This window comes from Pseudomonas sp., from assembly GCF_049653025.1.
Classification (GTDB): Bacteria; Pseudomonadota; Gammaproteobacteria; order Pseudomonadales; family Pseudomonadaceae; genus Aquipseudomonas.
Window position 1 is genome coordinate 46535 of sequence record NZ_JBASFM010000003.1, and the last position, 26569, is coordinate 73103.

General features: G+C 64.0%; 23 protein-coding genes. 17 read left to right on the forward strand and 6 right to left on the reverse strand.

The features are described 5' to 3' along the window. Positions 1 to 360 carry a CidA/LrgA family protein gene (locus tag WBK23_RS00820; protein WP_424482114.1) on the reverse strand — a complete coding sequence of 120 codons (360 nt, stop codon included), beginning with the start codon at positions 358 to 360 and terminating at the stop codon, positions 1 to 3. 218 nt (positions 361 to 578) lie between these two features. Here WBK23_RS00820 and WBK23_RS00825 point away from each other — a divergent pair, with 218 nt between their 5' ends. The 6 genes from WBK23_RS00825 to WBK23_RS00850 all read left to right on the forward strand — a co-directional run bounded on the left by WBK23_RS00825 (position 579) and on the right by WBK23_RS00850 (position 7319). Further along, a complete protein-coding gene (locus tag WBK23_RS00825) occupies positions 579 to 1034 on the forward strand; it encodes a MaoC family dehydratase (RefSeq protein ID WP_424482115.1) in 456 nt (151 codons plus the stop codon). Between the two features lie 131 nt (positions 1035 to 1165). Continuing rightward, positions 1166 to 2893, forward strand: coding sequence for a C13 family peptidase (locus WBK23_RS00830; RefSeq protein WP_424482116.1), 1728 nt, complete (start codon positions 1166 to 1168; stop codon positions 2891 to 2893). Between the two features lie 61 nt (positions 2894 to 2954). Beyond that, positions 2955 to 3596, forward strand: a complete 642-nt coding sequence (locus WBK23_RS00835) for an oxidoreductase (protein WP_424482117.1) — start codon at positions 2955 to 2957, stop codon at positions 3594 to 3596. 29 nt (positions 3597 to 3625) lie between these two features. After that, on the forward strand, positions 3626 to 3979 hold the full coding sequence (locus WBK23_RS00840; RefSeq protein ID WP_424482118.1) for a DUF5629 family protein: 354 nt from the start codon (positions 3626 to 3628) through the stop codon (positions 3977 to 3979). A 22-nt stretch (positions 3980 to 4001) separates the two neighbouring features. Beyond that, entirely contained in the window at positions 4002 to 4613 is a 612-nt protein-coding gene (locus WBK23_RS00845) for a class I SAM-dependent methyltransferase (protein ID WP_424482119.1), read from the forward strand. A 78-nt stretch (positions 4614 to 4691) separates the two neighbouring features. Beyond that, complete coding sequence (locus WBK23_RS00850) at positions 4692 to 7319, forward strand: EAL domain-containing protein (RefSeq protein WP_424482120.1); 2628 nt, start codon at positions 4692 to 4694, stop codon at positions 7317 to 7319. Between the two features lie 138 nt (positions 7320 to 7457). Here WBK23_RS00850 and WBK23_RS00855 read toward each other — a convergent pair whose 3' ends face one another. From WBK23_RS00855 to WBK23_RS00870, 4 genes are all read right to left on the reverse strand, one after another. Further along, complete coding sequence (locus tag WBK23_RS00855; RefSeq protein ID WP_424482121.1) at positions 7458 to 7766, reverse strand: YceK/YidQ family lipoprotein; 309 nt, start codon at positions 7764 to 7766, stop codon at positions 7458 to 7460. Further along, a complete protein-coding gene (gene ubiX, locus WBK23_RS00860) occupies positions 7759 to 8391 on the reverse strand; it encodes a flavin prenyltransferase UbiX (protein ID WP_424482122.1) in 633 nt (210 codons plus the stop codon). The genes WBK23_RS00855 and ubiX overlap by 8 nt, the downstream gene beginning before the upstream one ends. Then, complete coding sequence (gene mpl, locus WBK23_RS00865; protein ID WP_424482123.1) at positions 8392 to 9744, reverse strand: UDP-N-acetylmuramate:L-alanyl-gamma-D-glutamyl-meso-diaminopimelate ligase; 1353 nt, start codon at positions 9742 to 9744, stop codon at positions 8392 to 8394. It abuts the gene before it with no gap. A 127-nt stretch (positions 9745 to 9871) separates the two neighbouring features. Continuing rightward, the gene (locus WBK23_RS00870) at positions 9872 to 11776 is read right to left on the reverse strand and encodes a sigma-54-dependent Fis family transcriptional regulator (protein WP_424482124.1); all 1905 of its coding nucleotides are present in this window, start codon (positions 11774 to 11776) and stop codon (positions 9872 to 9874) included. Positions 11777 to 12100: 324 nt separating this feature from the next. Here WBK23_RS00870 and exaC point away from each other — a divergent pair, with 324 nt between their 5' ends. The 5 genes from exaC to WBK23_RS00895 all read left to right on the forward strand — a co-directional run bounded on the left by exaC (position 12101) and on the right by WBK23_RS00895 (position 18091). Next, the gene (gene exaC / locus WBK23_RS00875; protein WP_424482125.1) at positions 12101 to 13621 is read left to right on the forward strand and encodes an acetaldehyde dehydrogenase ExaC; all 1521 of its coding nucleotides are present in this window, start codon (positions 12101 to 12103) and stop codon (positions 13619 to 13621) included. Positions 13622 to 13781: 160 nt separating this feature from the next. Continuing rightward, entirely contained in the window at positions 13782 to 15152 is a 1371-nt protein-coding gene (eat, locus tag WBK23_RS00880; RefSeq protein WP_424482126.1) for an ethanolamine permease, read from the forward strand. Positions 15153 to 15268: 116 nt separating this feature from the next. Beyond that, complete coding sequence (locus WBK23_RS00885; RefSeq protein WP_424482127.1) at positions 15269 to 16663, forward strand: ethanolamine ammonia-lyase subunit EutB; 1395 nt, start codon at positions 15269 to 15271, stop codon at positions 16661 to 16663. 14 nt (positions 16664 to 16677) lie between these two features. Beyond that, positions 16678 to 17490: an ethanolamine ammonia-lyase subunit EutC gene (gene eutC / locus WBK23_RS00890; RefSeq protein ID WP_424482128.1), complete on the forward strand. Its 813-nt coding sequence runs from the start codon at positions 16678 to 16680 to the stop codon at positions 17488 to 17490. 133 nt (positions 17491 to 17623) lie between these two features. After that, entirely contained in the window at positions 17624 to 18091 is a 468-nt protein-coding gene (locus WBK23_RS00895; RefSeq protein ID WP_424482129.1) for an N-acetyltransferase family protein, read from the forward strand. Between the two features lie 18 nt (positions 18092 to 18109). Here WBK23_RS00895 and WBK23_RS00900 read toward each other — a convergent pair whose 3' ends face one another. Continuing rightward, on the reverse strand, positions 18110 to 19708 hold the full coding sequence (locus tag WBK23_RS00900; RefSeq protein ID WP_424482130.1) for a protein kinase: 1599 nt from the start codon (positions 19706 to 19708) through the stop codon (positions 18110 to 18112). A gap of 112 nt (positions 19709 to 19820) precedes the next feature. Between WBK23_RS00900 and WBK23_RS00905 the strand changes: the two genes are divergently transcribed. From WBK23_RS00905 to WBK23_RS00930, 6 genes are all read left to right on the forward strand, one after another. Then, entirely contained in the window at positions 19821 to 20660 is an 840-nt protein-coding gene (locus tag WBK23_RS00905) for a zinc-dependent peptidase (protein ID WP_424482131.1), read from the forward strand. Positions 20661 to 20738: 78 nt separating this feature from the next. Then, positions 20739 to 21266, forward strand: coding sequence for an inorganic diphosphatase (gene ppa, locus WBK23_RS00910; RefSeq protein ID WP_341438136.1), 528 nt, complete (start codon positions 20739 to 20741; stop codon positions 21264 to 21266). A gap of 490 nt (positions 21267 to 21756) precedes the next feature. Then, on the forward strand, positions 21757 to 23328 hold the full coding sequence (locus tag WBK23_RS00915; protein WP_424482132.1) for an ABC transporter ATP-binding protein: 1572 nt from the start codon (positions 21757 to 21759) through the stop codon (positions 23326 to 23328). 31 nt (positions 23329 to 23359) lie between these two features. Continuing rightward, entirely contained in the window at positions 23360 to 24439 is a 1080-nt protein-coding gene (locus WBK23_RS00920; RefSeq protein ID WP_424482194.1) for an ABC transporter permease, read from the forward strand. Position 24440: 1 nt separating this feature from the next. Further along, on the forward strand, positions 24441 to 25373 hold the full coding sequence (locus WBK23_RS00925) for an ABC transporter permease (RefSeq protein ID WP_424482133.1): 933 nt from the start codon (positions 24441 to 24443) through the stop codon (positions 25371 to 25373). 86 nt (positions 25374 to 25459) lie between these two features. After that, a complete protein-coding gene (locus WBK23_RS00930; RefSeq protein ID WP_424482134.1) occupies positions 25460 to 26557 on the forward strand; it encodes a BMP family ABC transporter substrate-binding protein in 1098 nt (365 codons plus the stop codon). The last annotated feature ends 12 nt before the right edge of the window (positions 26558 to 26569 follow it).

Genomic DNA, 26569 nt, shown 5'->3' on the forward strand with positions numbered 1-26569 from the left:
TCATGCGTCCTCCCGGCGCTGCTGGCGTTCGATCAGCTTCTGCATCAGCCAGCCGGCGAACAGGATCGACACCAACAGCGACAGCAGCAAGGCCCCCGCCACCGCCCAGAAATCCGCGGCAATCGCTTCGGCATAGACCATCACCCCCACCGCCGGCGGTATCAGCAGCAATGGCAGGTATTTCAGCAGGCTGCTGGAGGCCAGGTGCAGCGACTCGCCGACTTCGCCACGCAGCAGCAGAAAGCCGAACAACAGCAACATGCCAATAATCGGCCCCGGCAGCATCGGTACCAACAAGACGTTGAGCGCCGTGCCGAGCAACTGGCACAGCACCAGCCAGGAAAGGCCGCGTAACAGCATGATGGGTAATCTCCGAATCGTATGATCCCAGGCGCAGTGCCACGCATTATAAGCAGATGCAGCCCTACAACGACCGGTTTACAGCGGTTGCGCGATTTTCACGGGAAGTTTGCCGCGCACCTACGAGGCACTTGACCCTGCGCCAAACCCATGATGATCTTAGGGCAGAAGGATTTACGCCCCAAAAAAAACAACACTTGCGTCTTCAAGGAGAAACCATGACTTCAGTACCCGCCGCCGAATTGCCCAGCTATATCGGTAAAGAACTCGGTCGCTCCGAGTGGCTGACCATCGACCAGGATCGCATCAACCAGTTCGCCGAATGCACCGGCGACCACCAGTTCATCCACGTCGACCCAGTCAAAGCCAAGCTCACCCCATTCGGCACCACCATCGCCCACGGCTTCCTCTCGCTGTCGCTGGTACCCAAGCTGATGGAAGGCATCATGCTCATGCCCCAGGGCCTGAAGATGGCCGTCAACTACGGCCTGGACAGCGTGCGTTTTATCCAGCCGGTCAAGGTCAACTCCAAGGTACGCCTGGTGGTCACCCTCACCGATGCCCACGAGAAGAACCCCGGCCAATGGCTGCTCAAGGCCAAGGCCGTGCTGGAAATCGAAGGCTCGGAAAAACCGGCCTATATCGCCGAACCGCTGACGCTCTGCTTCGTCTGAAGCCAGCCGCAGCACACAGGCGCGCATCCACCAGGGGCGCGCCTTTTTTATGCCCGCAAGCGTTCTGCATCACGGCGCAGCCGCCGGTTTGAGGCATACTCGGCCACACCCTTCCAGCCTGGATCATCGTCATGCGCCGCCTTGCCCATCTGGCTCCGCTGAGCCTCGCCCTGCTGCTTGCCGCCTGCGGTGACGGCGAACCCCTGCTGCCACCCGATGCCGTATTGCCCGATGGCGGCCGCTACCGCGGAGAAGTGATCAATGGCCTGCTGCAAGGTCAGGGCCGTATCGACTACAGCGACGACAGTTACTACGAAGGGCAGTTCAAGGACGGCCAGTTCGGCGGCCAGGGCAAATGGTTCAGTGAACATAACGAGCACTACGAGGGCGAGTTCCAAGGCGGCAACTTCCACGGCCAGGGCAGCCTCGTATACAGCGACGGCAGCCGCTACCAGGGCAACTTTGCCAACGGTACGCCCAATGGCGAAGGCCACCTCAAACGCGGCGATATGGAATACCGCGGCGAATTCAGCAAAAGCCTCTACAACGGCCTGGGCAAGTTGCAGTGGGGCAACGGCGCGAGCTTTCAGGGCCAGTTCAAGAAGGGCAAACCCCACGGCCAGGGCGTGCTGATCGACGCCGAAGGCAATGAGTTCTCTGGTGCCTTCGAGCAAGGCCAGCTGGACGGCCAGGGCAGTTACAAAAGCCAAAGTGGCGACCTCTACAGCGGCGAGTTCCGCAACCAGCAATTTCACGGCAAGGGCCGCTACCAGAGCGCCGACGGCGAAGTCTGGAGCGGCCGCTTCGTCGAGGGTGCGCTGACCGGCAAAGGCGAATTCAAGTCCGCCGACGGCACCCATTACCGTGGCCAGTTCAGCGACTGGAGCTACCACGGCGAAGGCCGCTTGAGCCTGGTCGATGGCAGCCTCTACCAGGGTAACTTCGCCTACGGCCAGTACGACGGTGCTGGCAACCTGACCCTGGCCGATGGCAGCAGCCAACACGGCATCTGGCAGAACGGCCGCCGGGTGCGCGACGAGCACGGCAAGGCGCTGCCCGACAGCCTTGAAATCGGCCTACTGGAGCAGGGCCGACTGCTCGATGCGGCCATCGCCAAGTTGCCTGCCTCGACACCCGCGATCGAGCTGTACGCCCTGACCCTGGCCGGTGATGGCAAGCAGAGCGTGTTTATGCGCGAAGCCGATTACGTCGGCAAACTGCTGGATGAACGTTTCGCCGCCCACGGCCGCATCACCCTGATCAACCACCGCGACCACCTGGCCGACCGCCCCGCCGCCACCCGCACCAACCTCAGCCGTGCGGTGCAGGCGCTGGCCGAGCGCAGCGGCAAGGAAGACCTGATTTTTATCTACCTGACCAGCCACGGCTCGGCCAGCCATGAGCTGAACCTCGACCAGCCGCGCCTGCAGCTCAACGACCTGCCGGCCAGCGAACTGGCCGCGCTGCTCGAACCGCTGAAGGAGCGGCACAAGGTGCTGGTGATTTCCGCCTGCTACTCCGGTGGTTTTATCCCCAAGCTGCAGAATGACAAGACCCTGGTAATCACCGCCGCGCGCGCCGACCGAGTGTCCTTCGGCTGCTCGGAGGAAAACGACTTCACCTACTTTGGCCGCGCGCTGTTTGCCGAAGCGCTGCAACAGACCGACGACCTGCAGCGCGCCTTCACGCTGGCGCAAAGCAGCGTGGCCGAACGCGAGAAAACCGACGGTTTCGAGCCATCAGAGCCGCAAATATGGCCCGCCAAAGCAGTGCTCGCGCAATGGCGCAGCCTGCGCGAGCAGCAGGCCGAGCGCGCCTTGAACAATGCACTTGAGGCGCAATCTGCGGTCAACCCATAACAGCCATGCGCATGCCCAACAGCCTGTTAAGCTGAGAGATATCAGCGGAGAACCCCAAGCTATGTATTTGACGCCCCAGCATATCCTTCTCGCAGGTGCTACCGGCTTGACCGGCGAGCATCTGCTGGACCGTCTGCTGAACGAACCCACGGTGGCCCGCGTGCTGGCTCCCAGCCGCCGCCCGCTGGCTGCGCACGCGCATCTGGAAAATCCCCAGGGCGAGCTGCTGGCACTGTTGCCGCAATTGGCCGGCAAGGTCGACACCGCCTTCTGCTGCCTGGGCAGCACAATCAAACAGGCCGGTTCGCAGGAGGCCTTCCGCGCTGTCGATCATGACCTGGTGATTGCCTTTGCCGAACGTGCCCGCGCACTCGGCGCACGTCACCTGCTGGTGATCAGCGCCCTCGGCGCGGACGCTCGCTCCACGGTGTTCTACAACCAGGTCAAAGGCGAAATGGAACAGGCCCTGCGCGCGCAGGACTGGCCGCAGCTGACCATCGTCCGCCCTTCGCTGCTGCTCGGCGCACGTCAGGAATTTCGCCTCGGCGAACGTCTGGCCGCACCGTTTATGCGCTGGCTGCCGGGCAAATACCGCGGCATCGAAGCCACCGTGTTGGCCCGTGCGCTCTGGCGCCTGGCGCTGGAAGAAGACGGCGGCACCCGCGTGATCGAATCAGACCAACTGCGCCGTCTTGGCCGCTAACAGCCGCGAATAAAAGAAGCCATCGACTTATGAGCACCACTCCGCACGACCTGATCAGCGCCCTGAGCCATGCCGACATGCTGGAAATCGACGGCCTGCACGCCTGGCAATTCAGCCTGGACGCCGAGCAGCTGGCTCGGCACCAGGCCGACAGCAACCCAGGCACCACTGACACCCCGCTACTGAGCATCGAATGCATGGATGGCCGCGCCCTGCGCAAATGGCAATTCAGCCTGGCGCAGGTCGTCGCCGCGCGTTTCGACGGCGAAGCCGACGCCTGGAGCATCAGTGGCGCTGCCACCCCCCACCTGATCAAGTGCTTTGCCGCCGTCAGCGGTGACAATGCCGACCAGCCGGACGACGCCAGTAACGACGCCGAATAGCACGGCGGATGAGGGCAAGTGCATGGGCCTGTATGACCGCTACCTGCTACCGCACCTGATCGACTTCGCCTGTGGCATGGGCGAGGTGATGAAAGCGCGCTCGCAACTGGTGCCCCAGGCCCATGGCCGGGTGCTGGAGATCGGCATCGGCAGCGGCCTCAATCTGGCGTTCTATGACGCCAGCAAGGTCAGCGTGATCATCGGCGTCGACCCCAGCGCCGCCATGCAGAAGCTGGCCAAGCAGCGCGCGGCGCAAATCAGTACACCAGTCGAGATGATTGCCCTCGAACTGGGGCAGATCAAAGCGGCCGACGCCAGCTTCGACTCGATCGTCTGCACCTTTACCCTGTGCACCATTCCCGATGCCGTAGCGGCGCTGAAAGAAATGCGCCGCGCGCTCAAACCCGGTGGCCGCCTGTTGTTCTGCGAACACGGCATGGCCCCCGAACTGCCCGTGCTGCGCTGGCAAAACCGCCTGACACCGCTGTGGAAGCCACTGGCCGGCGGCTGCCATCTCAACCGCGATATCCGCGCATTGATCGCGGCCGGCGGCTTTCACATCGGCGAACTGAGCAATCGCTACCTCAAGGGGCCGCGCCCCATGACCTATATCTACCAGGGTTGGGCTGAGTAACCGCCTCGACTAGCCAATAGCCAGCATCCGTCAGCACCGGGGCCATATTCTGACTATCGTTAGGCCACGGACTGTCGAATGGACGTTGGCCCACGCATGAAGCGCCTGTCATTTCCCCTGCTCGCCCGCCTGCTCCTCGCGCTTAGCGCCCTCACGTTGCTAGCTAACGCCGCCTGGGCGCAGCCGCGCCAGATCAGTGTCGGGGTATACGCCAACGAACCCAAGCTGCTGCTCAGCCAGGATGGCAAGCTCTCCGGCATCCTCGGCGAACTGCTCAACGAAATCGCTCGCCGGGAAGATTGGCAGCTGCAACCCGTGCCCTGCGAGTGGCTACGCTGCCTGGAGCTGACCCAGCTCGGCGAAGTGGACCTGATGCCCGACGTCGCCTTCAACGAGGCCCGCGCCCAGGCCCTCGATTTCCACCGAGTGCCCTCGCTGTTCAGCTGGTCGCAGCTGTACAGCGCGGAAAACCTGCAACTCCAATCGGTCCTCGACCTGCAAGGCTTGCGCATTGCCGTGCTGCAAGGCTCGGTGCAAGAGGAATACCTGCAGGGGCTGCTGCACAGTTTTGGCCTGAAAGCCCAGCTGATCGGCGTGCAAAGCCTGCCGCAGGGCTTCGAACAGGTCGCGGCCGGCCAGGCTGATGCAGTGGTGGCCAACCAGCGCTTTGGCGACTTCCATGCGCCGAGCTACCAGCTGCAAAGCAGTTCGATCATGTTCCAGCCGGCGCAACTGTTCTACGCCACCCGCAAGGGTGACAACGCCGACCTGCTCGCCAGCATCGACAAGCACCTGCTGAACTGGCAGGACTCGCCCAACTCGGTGTACTACCAGATCCTCCAGCGCTGGGGCGGCGAGCGCCCCCGCCTGCTGGTGCCGACCGCCGTCTGGTGGGGCCTGGCGACCCTGGCGTTATTGCTGATCGCCGCCCTTGGCGGTGCCGTGCTGCTGCGCCGCCAGGTCCGCGAGAAGACCCGCCACCTGCAAGCCAGCGAACAACGCCTGAATACCATCCTCGACAGCGTCGAGGCCTACATCTACATCAAGGACGCGCAGCTGCGTTATCAGTACGCCAACCGCAAGGTCTGCGAGTTATTCGGCCAGCCCCTGAAACAGGTCATCGGCAAGACCGACGAATACTTTTTCGACATCGATACCGCGACCAACCTGCACGACAACGACCGCCGCGTGTTGAAACTCGGCGAGCGCGTGCAAACCGAGGAAATCAACCGCAGCCTGGATGGCCGCACCGAGCTGGCCTTTCTCTCGGTCAAGCTGCCGCTGCGCGATGGCAACGGCAAGATCTACGCGCTGTGCGGCATTTCCACCGACATTACCGAACACAAGAAGAACCTGGAAAAGATCAACCAGCTGGCCTTCTACGACCCACTGACCGGCCTGCCCAATCGCCGCCTGCTCCTCGACCGCCTGCAACAGGCCCTGGCCAAGCATGCACGTGGCCTGCAACAGGGCGCGCTGCTGTTTATCGACCTGGACAACTTCAAGGACCTCAACGACACCCTCGGCCACGACATGGGCGACCAGTTGCTGCAGCAGGTCGCCGAGCGCCTGAGCAGCCATGTGCGCGCCCAGGACACCCTGGCCCGCCTGGGCGGCGATGAGTTCGTGCTGATGCTCGAGGGGCTGAGCCTGAAACCCATGCAGGCCGCTCAGCAGGTCGAAAGCGTCGGCAACAAGATGGTCACCGCGCTCGCCGCGCCCTACAACCTGCACGGGCGCAGCCATATCAGCACCGCCAGCATCGGCGTCGCACTGTTCCCCAACGAACACAGCAGCGTCGATGAAGTGCTCAAGCGCGCGGACCTGGCCATGTACCAGGCCAAGGCCGCCGGGCGCAACGCGCTGCGTTTTTTCGACCCGAAGATGCAGGCCGACGTCAGCGCCCGCGCCAGCCTGGAAAGCGACCTGCGCCAGAGCCTCGGCGAGCGGCAGTTTATTCTGCACTACCAGCCGCAGGTGAATGCCCTGGGCCAATTGGTCGGCGTCGAGGCCCTGGTGCGCTGGCAGCACCCGAGCCGCGGCCTGGTGTCGCCGGGGGAATTTATCCCGCTGGCGGAAAGCACCGGACTGATCCTGCCGCTGGGCCGCTGGATTCTGCACAGCACCTGCCAGCAACTGGTGGCCTGGGCCACGCACCCGCAACTGAGCCAGCTGACCCTGGCGGTCAACGTCAGCGCCCGGCAGTTCCACCACCCGGACTTTGTCGACGATGTACTCGCCGCCCTGAAGGAAAACGGGGCCAACCCGCAACGCCTGGAACTGGAGCTGACCGAGAGCCAGCTGGTGGAGGATGTGGAAACCCTGATCAGCAAGATGAGCCAGCTCAAGGCGCATGGTATTCACCTGGCGCTGGATGACTTCGGCGCAGGCTACTCCTCGCTCAACTACCTCAAGCGCCTGCCGCTGGACCAGCTGAAGATCGACCAGTCGTTCGTCCGCGACCTGCTGGTGCAGCCCAGCGACGCCGCCATCGTGCGCACCATCCTGGCCCTAGGGGCCAACCTCAACCTGGCGGTGACCGCCGAAGGAGTGGAAACCCAGGAGCAGTACGATGCCTTGCAGCGCATGGGCTGCCGACGCTTCCAGGGTTATCTATTCGCTAAGCCCGGCCCGGCGCAGGCGCTGCTGGACTGGCCTGAGACCGCAAGCTGGTTGGCCAGCGCCACACTTAGCCCTGACGTTTAGAACCTGTTTACGATCTCGCGAGCTAGAGCGAGACAAGGCAGAAATGGCCGAGGGCGCGGAGTTTACTGGCTGTAAATGAGCAGCCCGAGGCCATTTCTAACGCCGGATCGCCGACGCGCAGCAGATCGTAAACAGGTTCTAAAGGCCGCCGCTGACGCCAAACTGCACGCCCATGGCGGTGGCCAGTGACAGTGGCAACAGCAAGGTGTCGAGCAAGGCACTGGCCGGCAGATCGACCGCCGGATAGGCCGGTGCCTCGGCCCCGAAACGCTCGCTGGCGCAGCAGCCACCGTTGAGTGCATACAGGTCCAGGCGCGTGCCGGCGTAGACCACCGGCGCATTGAGCTTGGCGGCATCCAGGGTGCGCACGGTGGCGCAGCCACTGCACAGCAGCATCAGCATCAGGCAGGCCAGGTGCCGGCTCACCCGCCGCGCTGGCTCAGTCATCGGCGCTGACTTGATGATGCTCACCCCAGCGCGGCAGCATGTCCTGGGGAATATTCAGGCAGTTGAGGATGCGCGCCACCACGAAGTCGATCAGGTCATCGATGGTCTGCGGCTGGTGATAGAAGCCCGGCGCGGCCGGCAGAATGATCGCGCCCAGGTTCGACAGCTTGAGCATGTTCTCCAGGTGAATGCTGGAAAACGGAGCCTCGCGCGGCACCAGAATTAACTGGCGACGCTCTTTCAGCGCCACATCGGCGGCGCGTTCGATCAGGTTGTTGCAGGCCCCGGTGGCAATCGCCGACAGCGTACCGGTGGAGCACGGCACCACCACCATGGCGGTGGGCGCGCCGGAGCCGGAGGCCGCCGGGGCCATCCAGTCTTCCTTGCCATACACGCGAATCTGCCCCGGCGCGGCACCGGTGTACTCGCTCAAGAACGCCTGCATCGCCTGGGGTTTGGCCGGCAGGGTGACGTCGGTCTCGGTGGCCATCACCAGCTGCGCCGCCTTGGAGATCAGAAAGTGCACCTCGCGGTTTTCCTGCACCAGGCAATCGAGCAGGCGCAGGCCGTATTGCGCGCCCGATGCTCCCGTCATGGCCAAAGTAATACGTTCAGGACCGGACATTTACCCCTCCAGGGCCGCAGCCAGCTTGCCGTGCAGGCCGCCAAAGCCGCCATTGCTCATCACCACCACCTGGGTGCCCGGCGCAGCCTCGGCCTTGACCCCGGCGATGATCGCTTCCAGGGAATCGCAGACCTGGGTCGGCACGGTCGAGCTGGCCACGGTGCCGGCCAGGTCCCAACCGAGGTTCGGCGGCGCGTACCAGTACACCGAATCGGCCTGCACTACGGATTCCGGCAGACCATCGCGATGCGCGCCGAGCTTCATCGAGTTGGAGCGCGGCTCGACGATGGCGATCAATTTGGCGTCGCCGATACGTTTGCGCAGCCCATCCAGGGTGGTGGCAATAGCCGTCGGGTGGTGGGCGAAGTCGTCGAAGATGGTCACGCCATTCACTTCGGCAACCTTCTCCATACGCCGCTTGGCGTTGATAAAGCCGCACAGCGCGGCGATGCCCAACTCTGGCACCACGCCAACATGGCGCGCCGCCGCCAGCACCGCCAGGGCGTTGGCGACGTTGTGCTGACCGGTCAACTGCCAATCCACGGTGCCGGCAACCTTGCCCTCGAAACTGACTTCGAAGCGCGAGCCGTCAGCACTGAGCAGACGCGCCTGCCACTGACCGCCCTCACCGGTGGTTTGCACCGGGGTCCAGCAGCCCATCTGAATTACCCGCTTGAGCGCCGGTTCAGTGGTTGGATGAATGATCAGGCCGTCACCCGGAATGGTGCGTACCAGATGGTGGAATTGCCGTTCAATGGCCGCTAGATCCGGGAAGATGTCCGCGTGATCGAACTCCAGGTTATTCAGGATGGCGGTGCGCGGGCGGTAGTGGACGAACTTGCTGCGCTTGTCGAAGAAGGCGCTGTCATATTCATCGGCCTCCACCACAAAAAACGGCGTGCCACCGAGGCGCGCGGAGATACCGAAGTTCTGCGGCACGCCGCCAATCAAAAAACCCGGACTCATGCCGGCATGTTCCAGCACCCAGGCCAGCATGCTCGAACTGCTGGTTTTGCCGTGGGTGCCGGCCACCGCCATCACCCAACGGCCCTGCAGCACATGGTCGGCCAACCACTGTGGGCCGCTGACGTAGGGCAGCCCCTTGTTCAGCACATACTCCACCGCCGGGTTACCGCGCGACAGGGCATTGCCGACCACCACCAGATCCGGCGCGGGGTCGAGCTGGGCGGCGTCATAACCCTGGGTCAGTTCGATGCCCTGAGCCTCAAGTTGGGTGCTCATGGGCGGGTAAACGTTGGCGTCGGAGCCGGTCACGCGGTGGCCAAGTTCCTTGGCCAGCACGGCCAGCGAGCCCATAAAAGTGCCGCAGATGCCGAGAATATGGATATGCATGATTTACCTTGAAGGCGTCGTCAGAGCCGGTGAATAAGGCGGGATAAAAACTGGCCGCAGATTAGCACAGCGCCGCCGCCCCGCAGAGGCCTGGCGGCGCGCTGCGAGGCAGGGTTCAACAGGCCATTCAAACCGCTGAGCGCAACTTGATCCCATGTTTGCGCAGCTTGCGGTACAGGGTGTTGCGGCTGATGCCCAGCTGTTCGGCGCTGCGACTCATCTGCCAGTGCTGTGCCTCTAGGACCGCGAGCAACGCCTGGCGTTCGGCGTCGCCCAGCTGGTCGGGCTTGGCGCTGGGCAACAGGGCAAGTGCGGGGCGTGCATGGCGAATTTCAGCGGGCAGTTCGGCGTGGCTGATCACGCCGTGTTCGCACAGCGCGCAGAGGGTGCGCAGCACATTGCGCAGTTGACGCACATTGCCCGGCCAGGGATAAGCCAGCAACGTTTCGCGCGCTTGCTCGTCGAGACGCAAGGCCTGGCCGCGCGCTTCCTCGGCCAGAAGGAAATCCAGCAGCGTCAGCTTGTCGCTGCGCTCACGCAATGGCGGCAGGTCGATCACCAGGCCATTGAGGCGATAGAACAGGTCCTGGCGAAACTCGCCGCTGGCCACCCGCTGAGTGAGATCACGGTGGCTGGCGCTGATCACCCGCACATCGATGGCCTGCGATTCACCACCAATTGGTTCGACCCGGCGTTCTTCAAGCACCCGCAGCAAGCGGGTCTGCAACGCCAGCGGCATATCGCCGATTTCATCGAGAAACAGCGTGCCGCCGTCGGCCTGCTGCAGCTTGCCGCGCATGCCTTCCTTGCGTGCGCCAGTAAAGCTGCCGCCGCGATAGCCGAACAATTCGCTCTCGATCAGGCTCTCGGGAATCGCCGCGCAGTTCAGCGCCACAAACGGCTTGCCGCCGCGGGAGCTGACCTGATGCAGGGCCTTGGCAAACGCTTCCTTGCCGGTGCCGGTTTCACCGCCGATCAGCAGCGGCACATCGCGCTCGTACACCCGCAGGGCACGGCGAAAATTGTCCTGCAACGCCGGATCGGCCAGGCATAACCCTGGGGTTGCTAGCGCTGCCGGGCCCAGCGCCTGGGCGTTGCGCCGGGGTTGGCCGCGCAGCATGGCGAACAGCAGCTGGCCACGCTGGGTGTACAGCGGCCAACTCGCGCTGGGTTGCGCCGAGGCGCGACCGAGCAGGTCATCCAGGCGGCAGTCGAACAGCTCGATCAGGGTGCGCCCGAGCAGTTGCCGGCGCGCCAGGCCGAGCAGGTTGATCGCGCTCTGATTCACCGCACTGACCCGGCCATCGCCGTCGAACGCCAGCAGGCCCTCACTGAACTGGCCGATATATTCGGCCTGGGCGTGGAAGCGCAGCAGCCACTCGCCTTCGTAGCTGCGCAGGAAATGGCAGCCTTCGATGGCCTTGGCCGACAGGTTGACCAGCGCCATGGTGTGGAACTGGCTCTGCCGCGATACGTCATGCCGCGCCGAGGACACATCCAGCACCGCCAGCAGTTCGCCATGCGGGTCGAACACCGGACTGGCCGAGCAGGTCAGTCCGGTATGCCGGCTGCGGAAATGCTCATTCTGGTGGATGGTCAGCGGCTGACGCTCGACCAGGCAGGTGCCGATGCCATTGGTGCCTTCGCAGGCTTCGCTCCAATCGGCACCGAGCCACAGGCCGGCCTGCTCGAAGGTGCGCTTCTCCGCCTGCTCGGTGACGCAGTTGAGGATCACCCCGCGCGCATCGGTCAGCAGCACCGCGTGGCCGCTGCCGGCCAGCTGGCGGTGCAGGCTGTTCATCTCGTTGCTGGAGATCTCCAGCACCTGTTGCAGTTGCTCGCAGCGCTCGAGCATATGCGCATGCTCGAGCACCGCCGGGGCCATGGCCTGCGCCGGGTCGAGGTGGTGCTGCTCCAGGCAGCGCAGCCAGGAGCGCGCCACGGAGGGATCGGCCGCAGGCCCCGCGAGCGGATTGCGACCTTGGGCCACAGTCAGCACCTGCTGAGCGTGGCGGCTTGCGTGATTGTGCATTGTTATTGTTCTCCATTCTGGAGTCGCACGTGACGCTGCCAGCGCGTCTTAGCGCAGCAGCATCCACCAGCCCGAAAGCCATTGCAAGATGGCCTGACCCGCGAGTCATCGCGGCGTACCAAGTCTGGTACAGAGTGTCACCCCAGGCTGTATCGACGCTGACACAACCACTCAGCCGCAACCCTCACACACCCACGCCGCGAGCGCTCTAACTCGCCACTCTCGCACTCCTGGCCCAGCCCTTGCTCTAGCCCAGAGCAAGCGCCACCGCGCGTCTTCCCGCAGCATCACAAAAACAAGCATAAAAGCCAGGAGACACACAGCATGCGTTACGCCCACCCCGGCACCCCAGGTGCCCTCGTTTCGTTCAAATCCCGTTACGGCAACTACATCGGCGGCGAGTTTGTCGCACCGGTCAAAGGCCAGTACTTCACCAATACCTCGCCGGTGAATGGCCTGCCGATTGCCGAGTTCCCGCGCTCCAGCGCCGAGGATATCGACAAGGCCCTCGACGCCGCCCATGCCGCTGCCGACACCTGGGGGCGGACCTCGGTGCAGGAGCGCTCGCTGACCCTGCTGAAGATCGCTGACCGCATCGAAGCCAACCTGGAAGTGCTGGCCATCACCGAAACCTGGGACAACGGCAAGGCCGTGCGCGAAACCCTCAACGCCGACATTCCGTTGGCCGCCGACCACTTCCGCTACTTCGCCGGCTGCCTGCGCGCCCAGGAAGGCTCGGCTGCCGAGATCGACGGCAATACCGTGGCCTATCACATTCATGAACCACTGGGCGTGGTCGGGCAGATCATCCCGTGGAACTTCCCGCTGCTGATGGCCGCCTGGAAACTTGCCCCGGCCCTGGCCGCCGGCAACTGCGTGGTATTGAAGCCCGCCGAGCAAACGCCGCTGGGCATCAGCGTGCTGATGGAGCTGATCGGCGACCTGCTGCCGCCGGGCGTGCTCAACGTGGTGCAAGGTTTCGGCAAGGAGGCCGGCGAAGCCCTGGCCACCAGCAAACGCATCGCCAAGATCGCCTTTACCGGCTCAACGCCGGTGGGCGCGCACATCATGAAATGCGCCGCCGAGAACATCATCCCGAGCACCGTGGAGCTGGGCGGCAAATCGCCGAACATCTTCTTCGAAGACATCATGCAGGCCGAGCCAAGCTTTATCGAAAAAGCCGCCGAAGGCCTGGTGCTGGCCTTCTTCAACCAGGGTGAGGTGTGCACCTGCCCGTCGCGGGCGTTGGTGCAGGAATCGATCTACCCGGCGTTTATGAAAGAGGTGATGAAGAAGGTCGAGCAGATCAAACGCGGCGACCCGCTGGACACCGACACCATGGTCGGTGCCCAGGCCTCCGAGCAGCAGTTCGACAAAATCCTCAGCTACCTGGAAATCGCCAAGCAGGAAGGTGCCGAGCTGCTCACCGGCGGCGCGGTGGAAAAACTCAGCGGCACGCTTAACGGCGGTTATTACATCCAGCCGACCCTGCTCAAGGGCCACAACAAGATGCGCGTGTTCCAGGAAGAGATCTTCGGCCCGGTGGTCAGCGTCACCACCTTCAAGGACGAAGCCGAAGCCCTGGCGATTGCCAACGACACCGAGTTCGGCCTCGGTGCCGGCCTCTGGACCCGCGACATCAACCGCGCCTACCGCATGGGCCGGGCGATCAAGGCCGGGCGCGTGTGGACCAACTGCTACCACCTGTACCCGGCGCACGCCGCGTTTGGTGGCTACAAGAAGTCCGGGGTCGGTCGCGAGACCCACAAGATGATGCTCGACCACTACCAGCAGACCAAGAACCTGCTGGTCAGCTACGACATCAACCCGCTGGGTTTCTTCTAAGACCCGGGCTTGCGCACCGCGCGAAAACGATCTGGAAACGCCTTCCACATAGCTAAAAACGCACGACGCCCTGCCAGCCGCAACATTCTGTTGCAGCTGGCATGGGCGTTGCGTAAATCCGCAAGTCTCTTGGACTGTTCAACACTCAGGGCGGGTACTCATGACTACAACAACGACACTCAAACCTACACTCGGCACCCTGCATCTCTGGGGTATTGCCGTCGGCCTGGTGATTTCCGGCGAATACTTCGGCTGGAGTTACGGCTGGGGCAGCGCCGGCACACTGGGCTTTCTCGTCACCACGCTGATGGTGGCGGCGATGTACACCTGTTTTATCTTCAGCTTCACCGAACTGACCACGGCCATTCCCCACGCGGGCGGCCCGTTCGCCTACAGCCGCCGGGCCTTTGGTGAAAAAGGCGGGTTGATCGCGGGCCTGGCCACGCTGATCGAGTTCGTCTTCGCGCCACCGGCGATCGCCATGGCCATCGGTGCGTACCTCAACGTGCAGTTCCCGGGGCTCGACCCCAAGCTTGCCGCGGTCGGAGCGTATGCCGTGTTTATGACCCTGAACATCCTCGGCGTGAGCATTGCCGCGACCTTCGAGCTGATCGTCACCGTGCTCGCGGTGGGTGAACTGCTGGTATTTATGGGCGTGGTGGCACCGGGCTTCAGCTTCAGCAACTTCGCACTGAACGGCTGGGCCGGCTCCGACACCTTCAGCACCACCTCGATTGCCGGGATGTTCGCGGCGATTCCGTTCGCCATCTGGTTCTTCCTCGCCATCGAAGGCGCGGCCATGGCGGCAGAAGAAGCCAAAGACCCGAAACGCACCATTCCGCGCGCTTACGTCAGCGGCATCCTGACCCTGGTATTCCTGGCCATCGGCGTGATGATCATGGCTGGCGGCGTCGGCGACTGGCGTCAACTGTCGAATATCAACGACCCGCTGCCGCAAGCGATGAAGGCCGTGGTCGGTGATCACTCCGGCTGGCTGCACATGCTGGTGTGGATCGGTCTGTTCGGTCTGGTGGCGAGCTTCCACGGCATCATCCTCGGCTACTCGCGGCAGTTCTTCGCCCTCGCCCGCGCCGGCTACCTGCCGGTTGGCCTGGCCAAGCTGAACCGTTTCCAGACCCCGCACCGGGCGATTCTCGCCGGTGGTGTGATCGGTATCGCGGCAATCTACAGCGACGGCCTGATCAACCTGCAGGGCATGAGCCTGACCGCCGCCATGATCACCATGGCGGTGTTCGGTGCCATCGTCATGTACATCATGAGCATGCTCAGTCTGTTCAAGCTGCGTAAAACTGAGCCGCTGCTGGAGCGCACCTTCCGCGCGCCGGGCTATCCGATCGTGCCGGGTATCGCCCTGGCCCTGGCGCTGGTCTGCCTGGTGGCGATGGTCTGGTTCAACCCGCTGATCGCCGCGCTGTTCCTCGGCTTGATGGTCGTGGGCTTTGTCTACTTCCAACTGACCCACCAGCAACGCGCCGATGCCCCGGCTGACGCCATGCTGACTGGCGTTTAACATGCACCGCTGCCGGGCCTCGGCCCGGCAGCGGCCCCATTCAGGTGCAGACGGCTACCCTGCGTACCGCCGTTTGCCCCCCAGCAACAACCCGCCGGATCAGGAGCACCACACAGATGAGCGGTTTTTCCCATAGCATCGGCGTGGAAACCTTCCGCTTCGACAGCCTCGCCGAGGTCATGGCCAAGGCCAGCCCGGCACGTTCCGGCGACTTTCTCGCCGGCGTGGCCGCGAGCAATGCCGGCGAACGCGTGGCGGCGCAGATGGCCCTGGCCGACATCCCGCTCAAACACTTCCTCACTGAGGCACTGATTCCCTACGAGGCTGACGAGGTCACCCGACTGATCATCGACAGCCACGACCTGGTCGCCTTCGCCCCGGTCAGCCACCTGACCGTCGGTGGCTTTCGCGACTGGCTACTTGGCGACAGCGCCGATGAAGCCAGCCTGCGCGCCCTCGCACCCGGCCTGACGCCGGAAATGGCCGCTGCGGTATCGAAGATCATGCGCGTGCAGGACTTGGTCCTGGTGGCGCAGAAAATCCGCGTGGTCAGCCGTTTCCGCAACACCGTAGGCCTGCGCGGGCGCATGTCGACCCGCCTGCAACCGAACCACCCGACCGACGAACCGGCCGGCATCGCCGCGAGCATTCTCGACGGCCTGCTCTACGGCAACGGCGACGCCATGATCGGCATCAACCCGGCCACCGACAGCATCAGTTCGATCTGCGAGATGCTGCGCATGCTCGACGGCATCATCCAGCGCTACGAAATCCCTACCCAGGCCTGCGTGCTGACCCACGTCACCACCTCGATAGAGGCGATCAACCGTGGCGTGCCGCTGGATCTGGTGTTCCAGTCGATCGCCGGCACCGAGGCGGCCAACGCCAGCTTCGGCATCAGCCTGAAAATCCTCCAGGAAGGCTATGAGGCCGGCCTGAGCCTCAAGCGCGGCACCCTCGGCGACAACCTGATGTATTTCGAAACCGGCCAGGGCAGTGCGCTGTCCGCCGGCGCTCACCATGGCCTCGACCAGCAGACCTGCGAGACCCGCGCCTATGCGGTGGCGCGGCATTTCAAGCCGTTCCTGGTGAATACCGTGGTCGGCTTTATCGGCCCGGAGTACCTCTACAACGGCAAACAGATCATCCGTGCCGGCCTGGAAGACCACTTCTGCGGCAAGCTGCTGGGCCTGCCGATGGGCTGCGACATCTGCTACACCAACCACGCCGAAGCCGACCAGGATGACATGGACGTGCTGCTGACCCTGCTGGGGGTGGCCGGGATCAACTTCATCATGGGTATACCGGGCTCGGACGATGTGATGCTCAACTACCAGACCACCTCCTTCCATGACGCCCTCTACGCCCGGCAGAGCCTGGGGCTAAAGCCGGCCCCCGAGTTCGAGGGCTGGCTGCAGCGCATGGGCATCCTGACCCAGGCCGACGGTCGCCCGCGCCTGGGCACCACGCTGCCGCCGGCGTTTCGCCAGGCCCTGGCCCAGTTGGGTTAACCGAGGAGTAGCCGATGTACGATGACAGCCCACTCAGCGGTGCCAGCGAAAACCCCTGGCAGCAACTGCGCAATCTGACTCCGGCGCGTATCGCCCTGGGCCGCGCCGGCACCAGCCTGCCGACCCACGCCCAGCTGGATTTCCAGTTCGCCCACGCCCAGGCCCGCGACGCCGTGCACCTGCCGTTCGACCACGCCGCACTGACCGCCGGCCTGACCCACCAGCATCGGCAGAGCTTGCTGCTGCACAGCGCTGCCAAGGACCGCGACACCTACCTGCAACGCCCGGATTTGGGCCGGCGCTTGAGCCACGAATCCGCCGAACTGCTGGGCCAGCATCGCGAAAACAACCCGGACGGTTATGACCTGGCCGTTGTCATCGCCGACGGTTTGTCTGCCCTGGCCGTGCATCGCCATGCCCTGCCCATGCTCGAACGCCTGAGCGAACAGACCCAGGCCGAAGGCTGGAGCCTGGCCCCGGTGGCGCTGGTCAGCCAGGGCCGCGTGGCCGTGGCCGATGAAGTGGCCGAACTGCTTGGCGCACGCATGGTGGTGATCCTGATCGGCGAACGCCCCGGCCTGAGTTCGCCGGACAGCCTGGGCCTGTATTTCACCTACGCGCCCAAGGTCGGCCTGACTGACGCCTACCGCAACTGCATCTCCAACGTACGCCTGGAGGGTTTGAGCTACGGCATGGCCGCGCACCGCCTGCTGTACCTGATGCGCGAGGCCTGTCGCCGCCAGCTGTCCGGGGTCAACCTGAAGGATGAGGCCGAAGTGCCGCTGCTACCCGGCTCAGGCAAGCGCGATAACTTCCTGCTGGGCTAAGCGCGGCGCGGCATTACGACCAAACGCTTGTTTGGATTGCGCTTTCCAAAAGCTTTAGGCAGCATCGGGTTCGTTCGCAGGCAGCCTGCATGTGCTGCCCAGGCCATCCACCTTCATGACGTCGAGGCTCACCATGCGCATTGTTCAAGCCACGCTGGAGCATTTGGATCAACTCACGCCACTGTTCGTCAATTACCGCGAACACTTCGGCCAGCTGCCCTACCCGGACTCCTCGCGCAGCTTTCTGGAAAAGCGCATCGGCCGCAATGAGTCGGTGATCTACCTGGCCATGGCCGATGACGAAGACAAGATTCTCGGCTTCTGCCAGCTCTATTCGAGCTTCTCCTCGCTGTCACTCAAGCGTGTGTGGATTCTCAACGACATCTACGTCTGCCAGGACGCACGCCGCCAACTGGTGGCAGACCGCCTGATCCAGACAGCCAAGAAAATGGCCAAGGAAACCAACGCCGTACGCCTGCGCGTAGCCTCCAGCATCGATAATCTGGTGGCGCACAAGCTCTACGAATCCATCGGCTTCGTCGAAGACACCGAGTTCAAGAGCTTTGTCCTGCCGATTACCGAAGACTTCACCGCACGCTAAACGCTGCACTCGCCGTGCTCAGCCGCTCAGGCTGAGCCACAGGCCGACGGCCAACTGCACCAGCAGCACGGCCAACACCGCCAACTGCCAGCCTGGCCGGCGCTGACGCAAGCGTTGTGCCATGGCGGGTGGCTGTTGCAACGGTTGCTGCAAGGCCTGTTGAAATTCCGACAACGCCTCGAAGCGCGCCTCCGGCCGTGGTGCCAACGCCCGCGCCAGTACACCATCCCAACCCGTCGGCACATGCCCGCTGAACTGCGCCAACGGCACGTAGCGGCTGCTGGCCCCCGCATCAGCCATCGCGGCATCCGGCCAACGTCCGCAAAACAGCCAATACGCCAATGCCGCCAGGGCGAATTGGTCGGCGCGGCCATCCACCGCCTGCGCCGTGCGCAGCTCCGGCGCCAGCGGCACAGCCGCCTCCGGCAGGCACTGACGCGGCACACCCGGCAGCAGCGCCGCATGTTCGGGTAACAGCAACAACCGCCCGCCTTCATCCAGCAGAATACTCCGCGGGTCCAGCCACAAGCCCTGCATGCCGCGCCGCTGCAAGGCACGCACGGCGGCGATCAACTGCTCAAGCAAGGCCAGTAACGTCAGCGCATCCACCGGGCCACGGGCGGCCGCCCAATCATGCAGGCTGCGCATGCCCGGCGCGGCCGGCTCGAACAGCCAGAAGGCGTGCCGACGCGGCTGATGCGACGACAGCACCTGCGGCAGGCTGGCCACCGGGCTACGGCGCAATGCCCATTCGCGCTGCCAGAACGCCTCATCGGCCGCCTTTTCGGCCAGCCACAACATGGCCTCACGACCGCGCTCATCGGCAGCGCGAAACAGCCGCCCCGGCGGGCCGTAAGGGCACGCGGCCTGCACGGTCCAGCCATCCAGCTGCATGCCCGGCCGGGCATCCACCAGCGCCGGCCAGGTCTCACGTACCCAGGTGGCCGGCGTCGGCTCAGACGCTCCGGGCAGCAGCAACACTGCCGCACCGGGAGCCTGCAGCAACGGTTGCAATAGCGGCTGCATCTGCTCGGCCGTCAACTCGGCGCAACCATTGCGAAAGCGCTGTAGATCAGCGACATCCAGCAGCGGCTGCGGCGCCAGCAGCAACGCGGCCCCAGGCGTCAGCGGCAGACTGTGCTGCACCAGCGCCAGCTCGGCCTGCGCGCCCAGCGGCGTACCCTCGCGCCCGACCAGGCTGTGCAGGCTGCCGGCCTGATAGCGCAATAAACCGATGGCCCCGGCCTGGAGAAACTGCGCCGTGTCGCCCTGTAACAGCAACAGCCCGCCGTTCAACTGGGCGCTGCTGCCCCCGGCCTGACGCTGACGAAACAGCTGCAGGTTGAAGGCGGCCAAGACCTGACGTGCCGCCTGGGCCCCGCTCCAGCCTGCGGGCGTGCCGTCGAAATCGGCCAGCAGGCCATCCAGATAGCCGTCGAGGGCGCGCACTACATCAGTGCATTCGCGCGCCCAGAGCAGCAGCACCAGCAGCACCGGTGCGCGCCCCTCGCGGCCCGGCAGCCAAAGGCTACGCGCCCGTGCGGCCTGACTGGGCAGGTCAAGGCCCTGGCCGCAGAGCAGTTTGACGGCGGGATGATGCAGAGGCTCGGTCGACATTGGCAGCCCTCCCAGGTCGCGGTTTACCCAGGGCACTGCAGCCTTTATGCCGACTTGCCCGACAGCGCAGCCACGCTTATGGTGGACGCTTCCTGTCACCCGAGCCGAGTCCATGTGGTCGCTTCACGCCTGGCGTCGCCGGCGCATTCTCGCCCGCCACCCGATCAGTCCCGCCGCCTGGGCCGCCGTGCGCCAGCCGCTGCCAATTCTCGATGGACTGGATGAAGCAGAACAGCAGCGCCTGCGCGAACGCGCCGTATTGTTTCTGCACCACAAACACCTGACTGCGCTGCCCGGCGTCGAGCTGGATGCCGGCGCACGCCTGCAACTGGCGGTGCAGGCCGAGCTGCCGCTGCTGCACCTGGCCGACCTCAACTGGTACCAGGGCTTCCATGAAATCGTCCTCTACCCGGATGATTTCGTCAGCCCGCAGCGCCATCGCGACGCCAGCGGCGTGGTGCATGAATGGGACGCCGAACACAGCGGCGAAGCCTGGCAGCAGGGCCCAGTAATCCTCGCCTGGCCCGGCGTACAGGCCAGCGGCCAGTGGGATGGCTATAACCTGGTGATCCACGAACTGGCGCACAAGCTGGACATGCTCAACGGCGACGCCAACGGCCTGCCGCCGCTGCACAGCAATATGCGCATCAGCGACTGGGCCGACGCCATGCAAAGCGCCTTTGATCAGCTCAATGCCCAGCTCGACGCCGACCCCGAGGCCGAAACGGCCATCGACCCTTACGCCGCGGAAAATCCGGCGGAGTTCTTCGCCGTCACCAGCGAATACTTCTTCAGTGCGCCAGACCTGCTGGCCGAGGCCTTCCCGGCGGTTTACGCGCAGTTGGCGCTGTTCTACCGGCAGGACCCGCTGGCCCGATTGCAGCGGCTGCAGGCCAGCAACTTGGACTACCAGGTCAGAACCGAAGACAGTGAGTTCGCGACCAATGGCTAGGCATCCTGGCGTAGCAACGCTGGGGGAATATGCCTATAATCGCGCCACTTTTTTGGCCCACCCCTCGGGAGTCGCCCCATGAGCTACAGCAAGATCCCAGCCGGTAAAGACCTGCCGAACGACATCTACGTCGCCATCGAGATCCCGGCCAACCACGCGCCGATCAAATACGAAATCGACCACGACATCGATTGCCTGATGGTCGACCGCTTCATGGCCACCCCGATGTTCTACCCGGCCAACTACGGTTTTATCCCGCACACCCTGGCTGACGACGGCGACCCCCTCGACGTGCTGGTTGTGACCCCTTACCCGGTGGCGCCAGGCTCGGTTATCCGTGCCCGCCCAGTTGGCGTGCTGCACATGAGCGACGAAGCCGGCGGCGACGCCAAGCTGGTTGCCGTACCGCACGACAAACTCACCGTGCTGTACAAAGACGTACAGGAATACACCGACCTGCCCCCGCTGCTGATTGAGCAGATCAAGCACTTCTTCGAGAACTACAAAGATCTCGAAAAAGGCAAATGGGTCAAGGTCGAAGGCTGGGGCGGCGCTGAAGAAGCCCGCGGTCTGATTCTCAAGGCAGTCGCGGCTTACCAAAAATAAGTCGGGACTACCCCCTAAAAGCCGGCCACAAGCCGGCTTTTTTATTGCCTGAAGAAAACCTATCTAGCCCAGACCCGAACGTCTAGCCTAGCGAAATCAGCGCCTGGCCACATTGGGCGGCCCCACTCCAGCCACCCGCACCGAGCCCCGGACAGCCATCAGGTTGCCGGGGCCTTTTTGCCGGCGTGGCCACGGGTATGCAGGCCTACACGCTGGAGCAACGGAGTAGCCAGCAATCATTTATGTATACAAAAACACGCAAACAAATCAGCCATTGACTACACGAACAAGATTAATTGTTCACACACTGTTGCAAATCCCTACAAAAGCGTAGTACACAAGACCGCGCAGTCACGGCTCTATGGACCGATCTGTGACGGGCAACAGAAGGGTGCAACGGCCGCCAAGGCGCTGCTCCTCTCCAATAATAAAGGCACCGACACCTGCTCGTTAGAGCGACTAAGGTCATCGGATGACAGGAGAAAACCCCATGAAGCATGAGCACGCCGCCGTTGCGTCTGCTGTGCAGCCGCGCTTGACCCTGACCGGCATCCGCAAGGTCTACCCCACGGTCATCGCCAACGATGGCATCGACCTCAGCGTGATGCCTGGCGAGATCCATGCCGTGCTTGGCGAGAACGGTGCCGGCAAATCCACCCTGATGAAAATCATCTACGGCGTGACCCGCCAGACTTCCGGCGAGATGCTCTGGGAGGGCAAGCCGGTCACCGTGGAAAACCCCGCCCATGCGCGCAGCCTGGGGATCGGCATGGTGTTCCAGCACTTCTCCCTGTTCGAAACCCTGACCGTACTGGAGAACGTCGCCCTCGCCCTGCCGGGCAAACCCGATATGACCGACCTGGCCCGACGCATCGAGTCGGTGTCCAAACGCTATGGCCTGCCGGTCGACCCGCGCCGCCATGTGCATGCGCTGTCCGTCGGCGAGCGCCAGCGAGTCGAGATCGTCCGCTGCCTGCTACAGAACCCGCGCCTGCTGATCATGGACGAGCCGACCTCGGTGCTCACCCCGCAGGCCGTGCGCAAGCTGTTCGAGACCCTGCGCCAGCTGGCCAGCGAAGGCTGCTCGATCCTCTATATCAGCCACAAACTCGATGAAATCCAGGAGCTTTGTCACAGCGCCACGGTGCTGCGCGGCGGCAAGGTGACCGGTGCCTGCATTCCGTCTGAAGAAACCCCGAAGAGCATGGCGCGCCTGATGATCGGCAAGGACCTGCCCGCCTGCGAACACAGCACGGCCCAGGCCGCTGGCGCAGTCCGCCTGAAGCTGGCGGGGCTGTCCCAGGCCTCGCTCGACCCCTTCGGCATCCACCTGAAGAACCTCCAGCTGGAGGTGCGCTCCGGCGAGATCGTCGGCATCGCCGGGGTCTCGGGCAATGGCCAGGCCGAGCTGCTCTCGGCCATTTCCGGGGAGAGCACGTTGGCTGACAAGGCCCAGGTGCAGATCTGCGGCAGTGCCGCGGGACGCTTGCCGCCCGATCGGCGCCGGCAGATCGGCCTGTGCTTCGTGCCGGAAGAGCGCCTGGGCCGTGGCGCGGTGCCGAGCATGGCGCTCAGTGACAACGCCATTCTTACCGCTGCCACTGCCAAGGGCCTGGTCAAGCGCGGCCTGATCGACTTCCGCGCGGCCAAGGCCTTCGCCAGCGAGTGCATCGAGCGCTTCAACGTCAAATGCGGCGGGCCGGCGGCGCAAGCCCGGTCGCTGTCCGGCGGCAACCTGCAGAAATACATCATGGGCCGCGAAATCATGCAGGCACCCAAGCTGCTGGTGGCCGCGCAGCCGACCTGGGGCGTGGACGTGGGCGCGGCGGCCTTTATCCGCCAGCAGATCATCGACCTGCGCAACAGCGGTTGCGCGGTGCTGGTGGTCTCCGAGGAGCTGGACGAGCTGTTCGAGATCTGCGACCGCATCGCCGTGATCGCCGACGGCCGCCTGTCACCGACCCGGCCCCTGGCCGAGACCTCGGTGGAAGACATAGGCGTGTGGATGAGCGGTATGTGGCCTGGCAACGAGACGACTGCGCCAGCGACCAGCCACCAATAACCCCGAACCAGAACAAGGGAAGCGCAGCATGCTGTCATTCAAGCTTGAAACCCGCCCCGAAGCCTCACGCCTGATGAGCTATCTGTCGCCACTGATCGCGGTGGTGCTGACGATACTCGGCGGGCTGCTGGTGTTTTCTGCCCTGGGCAAGGACCCCATCGAGGGCTTCCAGGTGTTTTTTATCAACCCGATACGCAACTGGTACGGGGTGTCTGAGCTGCTGCTCAAGGCCACGCCACTGATGCTCTGCGCCGTGGGCCTGGCCATCGGTTTTCGCGCCAATGTGTGGAATATCGGCGCGGAGGGCCAGTTTATCGTCGGGGCCTGCGCGGCGACCGGCGCGGCACTGCTGCTCGAAGATGTCAGCGGACCCCAGGTGCTGCTGGCGATGGTGGTCGCAGGTGCCTTGGGTGGCGCGGCCTGGGCGGCGATTCCGGCCTTCCTGCGCACCCATTTCAACGCCAACGAGATTCTGGTCTCGCTGATGCTGGTGTATGTCGCACAGCTGCTGGTGTCCTGGCTGGTGTTCGGGCCCTGGATCGACCCCGACGGTTTCAACTTCCCGCAGACCAAGATGTTCTCCGACTCGGCGCTGCTGCCGATGCTGGTGGAGGGCACCCGGTTGAACCTGGCCTTCGTCATCGCCCTCGGGGTGCTGGCGGTCGGCTATGTGTTTATGCAGAAGAGCTTTCTCGGCTTCAAGATGCGCGTGGCCGGCGAGGCGGCGGATGCGGCGCGTTACGCCGGTTTCTCGGCCAAACTGATGATCTGGATCGGCCTGCTGGCCGGTGGTGCCTGCGCCGGTTTGGCCGGCATGGGTGAAGTCGCCGGCCCCATGGGCCAGCTGACCGACAAGGTGGGCAGCGGCTATGGCTTCGCCGCGATCATTGTGGCCTTCGTCGGCCGCCTCAACCCTATTGGCATCTTCTTCGCCAGCCTGCTGATGGCGCTGCTGTTTATCGGCGGCGAGCAGGCGCAGCAATACATGAGCCTGCCCTCGTCCATCTCCAAGGTGTTCCAGGGCATGTTGCTGTTCTTCCTGCTCGGTTCCGACCTGTTTATCAATTACCGGTTGCGCGTGCGCAGAACCCTGACCAAGGCGGGTGCATAAGATGGAACAGAGTCTGATAACCGCAATCCTGTTTGCCACCCTGGTGGCCGGCACGCCGCTGATCATCGTTGCCCTGGGCGAGCTGGTTACCGAGAAAGCTGGGGTGCTCAACCTCGGTGCCGAAGGCACCATGGCCATGGGCGCGGTGGCCGGTTTCGCCGCCACCCACTACAGCGGCAACCCCTACCTCGGGGTGTTGGCCGGGATGGCTGCCGGGGCCTTGATGAGCCTGCTGTTCGGCCTGCTGACCCTGACCTTTATGGCCAACCAGGTCGCCTCGGGCCTAGCCCTGGCGATCTTCGGCGTCGGCCTGTCGGCCTTTATCGGCAAGCCTTACGAGTCACTGACCCTGCAGACGGTGCCGGCGATACGCATCCCGCTGCTGGCCGATATCCCCTATATCGGCCCGGCGCTGTTTAACCAGCAGTCCTTGGTCTATTTCTCCTGGGCGCTGCTCGCCGGGGTGATCTGGTTCCTCTACAAGAGCCGCGCCGGCTTGATCCTGCGCGCCGTCGGCGAGTCGCCTGCATCGGCCCACTCCATCGGCTATTCGGTAATCCGCATCCGCTACCTGGCCACCCTGTTTGGCGGTGCCATGGCCGGTATCGGTGGTGCCTTCCTGTCGGTGTTCTACACCCCCTTGTGGGTCGAGGGCATGGTCTCCGGGCGCGGCTGGATTGCCCTGGCACTGGTGGTATTCGCCACCTGGCGGCCGCTGCGGGTGATGGTCGGCGCCTACCTGTTCGGTGGCGTGATGATCACCCAGCTGTTCGTCCAGGGCTCGGGGCTGAATATCGAGGTGCCGTCGCAGCTGCTCTCGGCCCTGCCTTACCTGGCGACCATCATCGTGCTGGTGCTGATCTCCAGAAACCAACAGACCATTCGCCTGAATTCACCGCAATCCCTCGGCCAGCCTTACCGGCCGGATGCCTGACCCAAGTGGCGGGCCCGAGCGGTTGGGCCCTGCCTATATGTTTCCCCCGCTAACAAAAACAACCAGAGCAACAAGGAGAGGAACTGATGGCTAATCGCAGACATTTCATCAAGGCAGCAACGGGCATGGCCGTGGCCGCGGCGTTCGGCGTCGGCCTGCTCGGCCATGCGCAGGCGGCCGACCCGTTGAAGGTAGGTTTCGTCTATATCAGCCCGATCGGCGATGCCGGCTGGACCTACCAGCACGACCTGGGCCGCCTGGAGATGGAGAAGGCGCTGGGCGACAAGGTGGAAACCAAATACATCGAGAACGTGCCGGAAGGTGCCGACGCCGAACGGGTGATCCGCGAGCTGGCCAGCAGCGGTTACAACCTGATCTACGCCACCAGCTTCGGCTATATGAACTTCGTCGAGCGCGTGGCCAAGCAGTTCCCCAATGTCACCCTGATGCACGCCACCGGCTACAAGACGGGCAAGAACTTCGGCAACTACAACGCGCGCTTCTATGAGGGCCGCTACCTCAACGGGGTGATCGCCGGCAAGATGAGCAAATCCAACGTGCTCGGCTACGTCGCCGCCTTCCCGATCCCGGAAGTGGTGATGGGCATCAACGCCTTCGCCCGTGGCGCGCGCAGCGTCAACCCGAATGCCGAGGTACGGGTGATCTGGGTCAACAGCTGGTATGACCCGGGCAAGGAGCGCGAGGCGGCGCTGACGTTGATCTCCCAGGGTGCCGACATGATCACCCACCACACCGACTCGACCGCCGTGGTCCAGGCAGCGGAAGAGAAAGGCGTGAATGCCTTTTCCTACCACTCGGACATGAGCAAGTACGGGGCCAAGGCGCAGCTCTCCGGCACCACCCACCAGTGGGGCAAGTACTACACCGACACCACCCAGGCCGTGCTAGATGGCACCTGGAAACCAACCTCCACCTGGGGCGGGGTGAAGGATCAGATGATCGAGATCGTGCCGCTCAATGCCTCGGTGCCTGCCGAGGTGAAGGCCGAGGTCGAGAAACTGGAAGGCGAGATGCGTGCCGGCACCTTCCATCCGTTTACCGGCCCGGTGGTCGACCAGGACGGCAAGGTCCGCGTACCGGCTGGCGAGGTGATCAGCGACAACGACCTCGGCCATATGAAGTACTTCGTCGAAGGGGTGGCGTCCAAACTGCGGCAGAACTAAACGCCAATCACG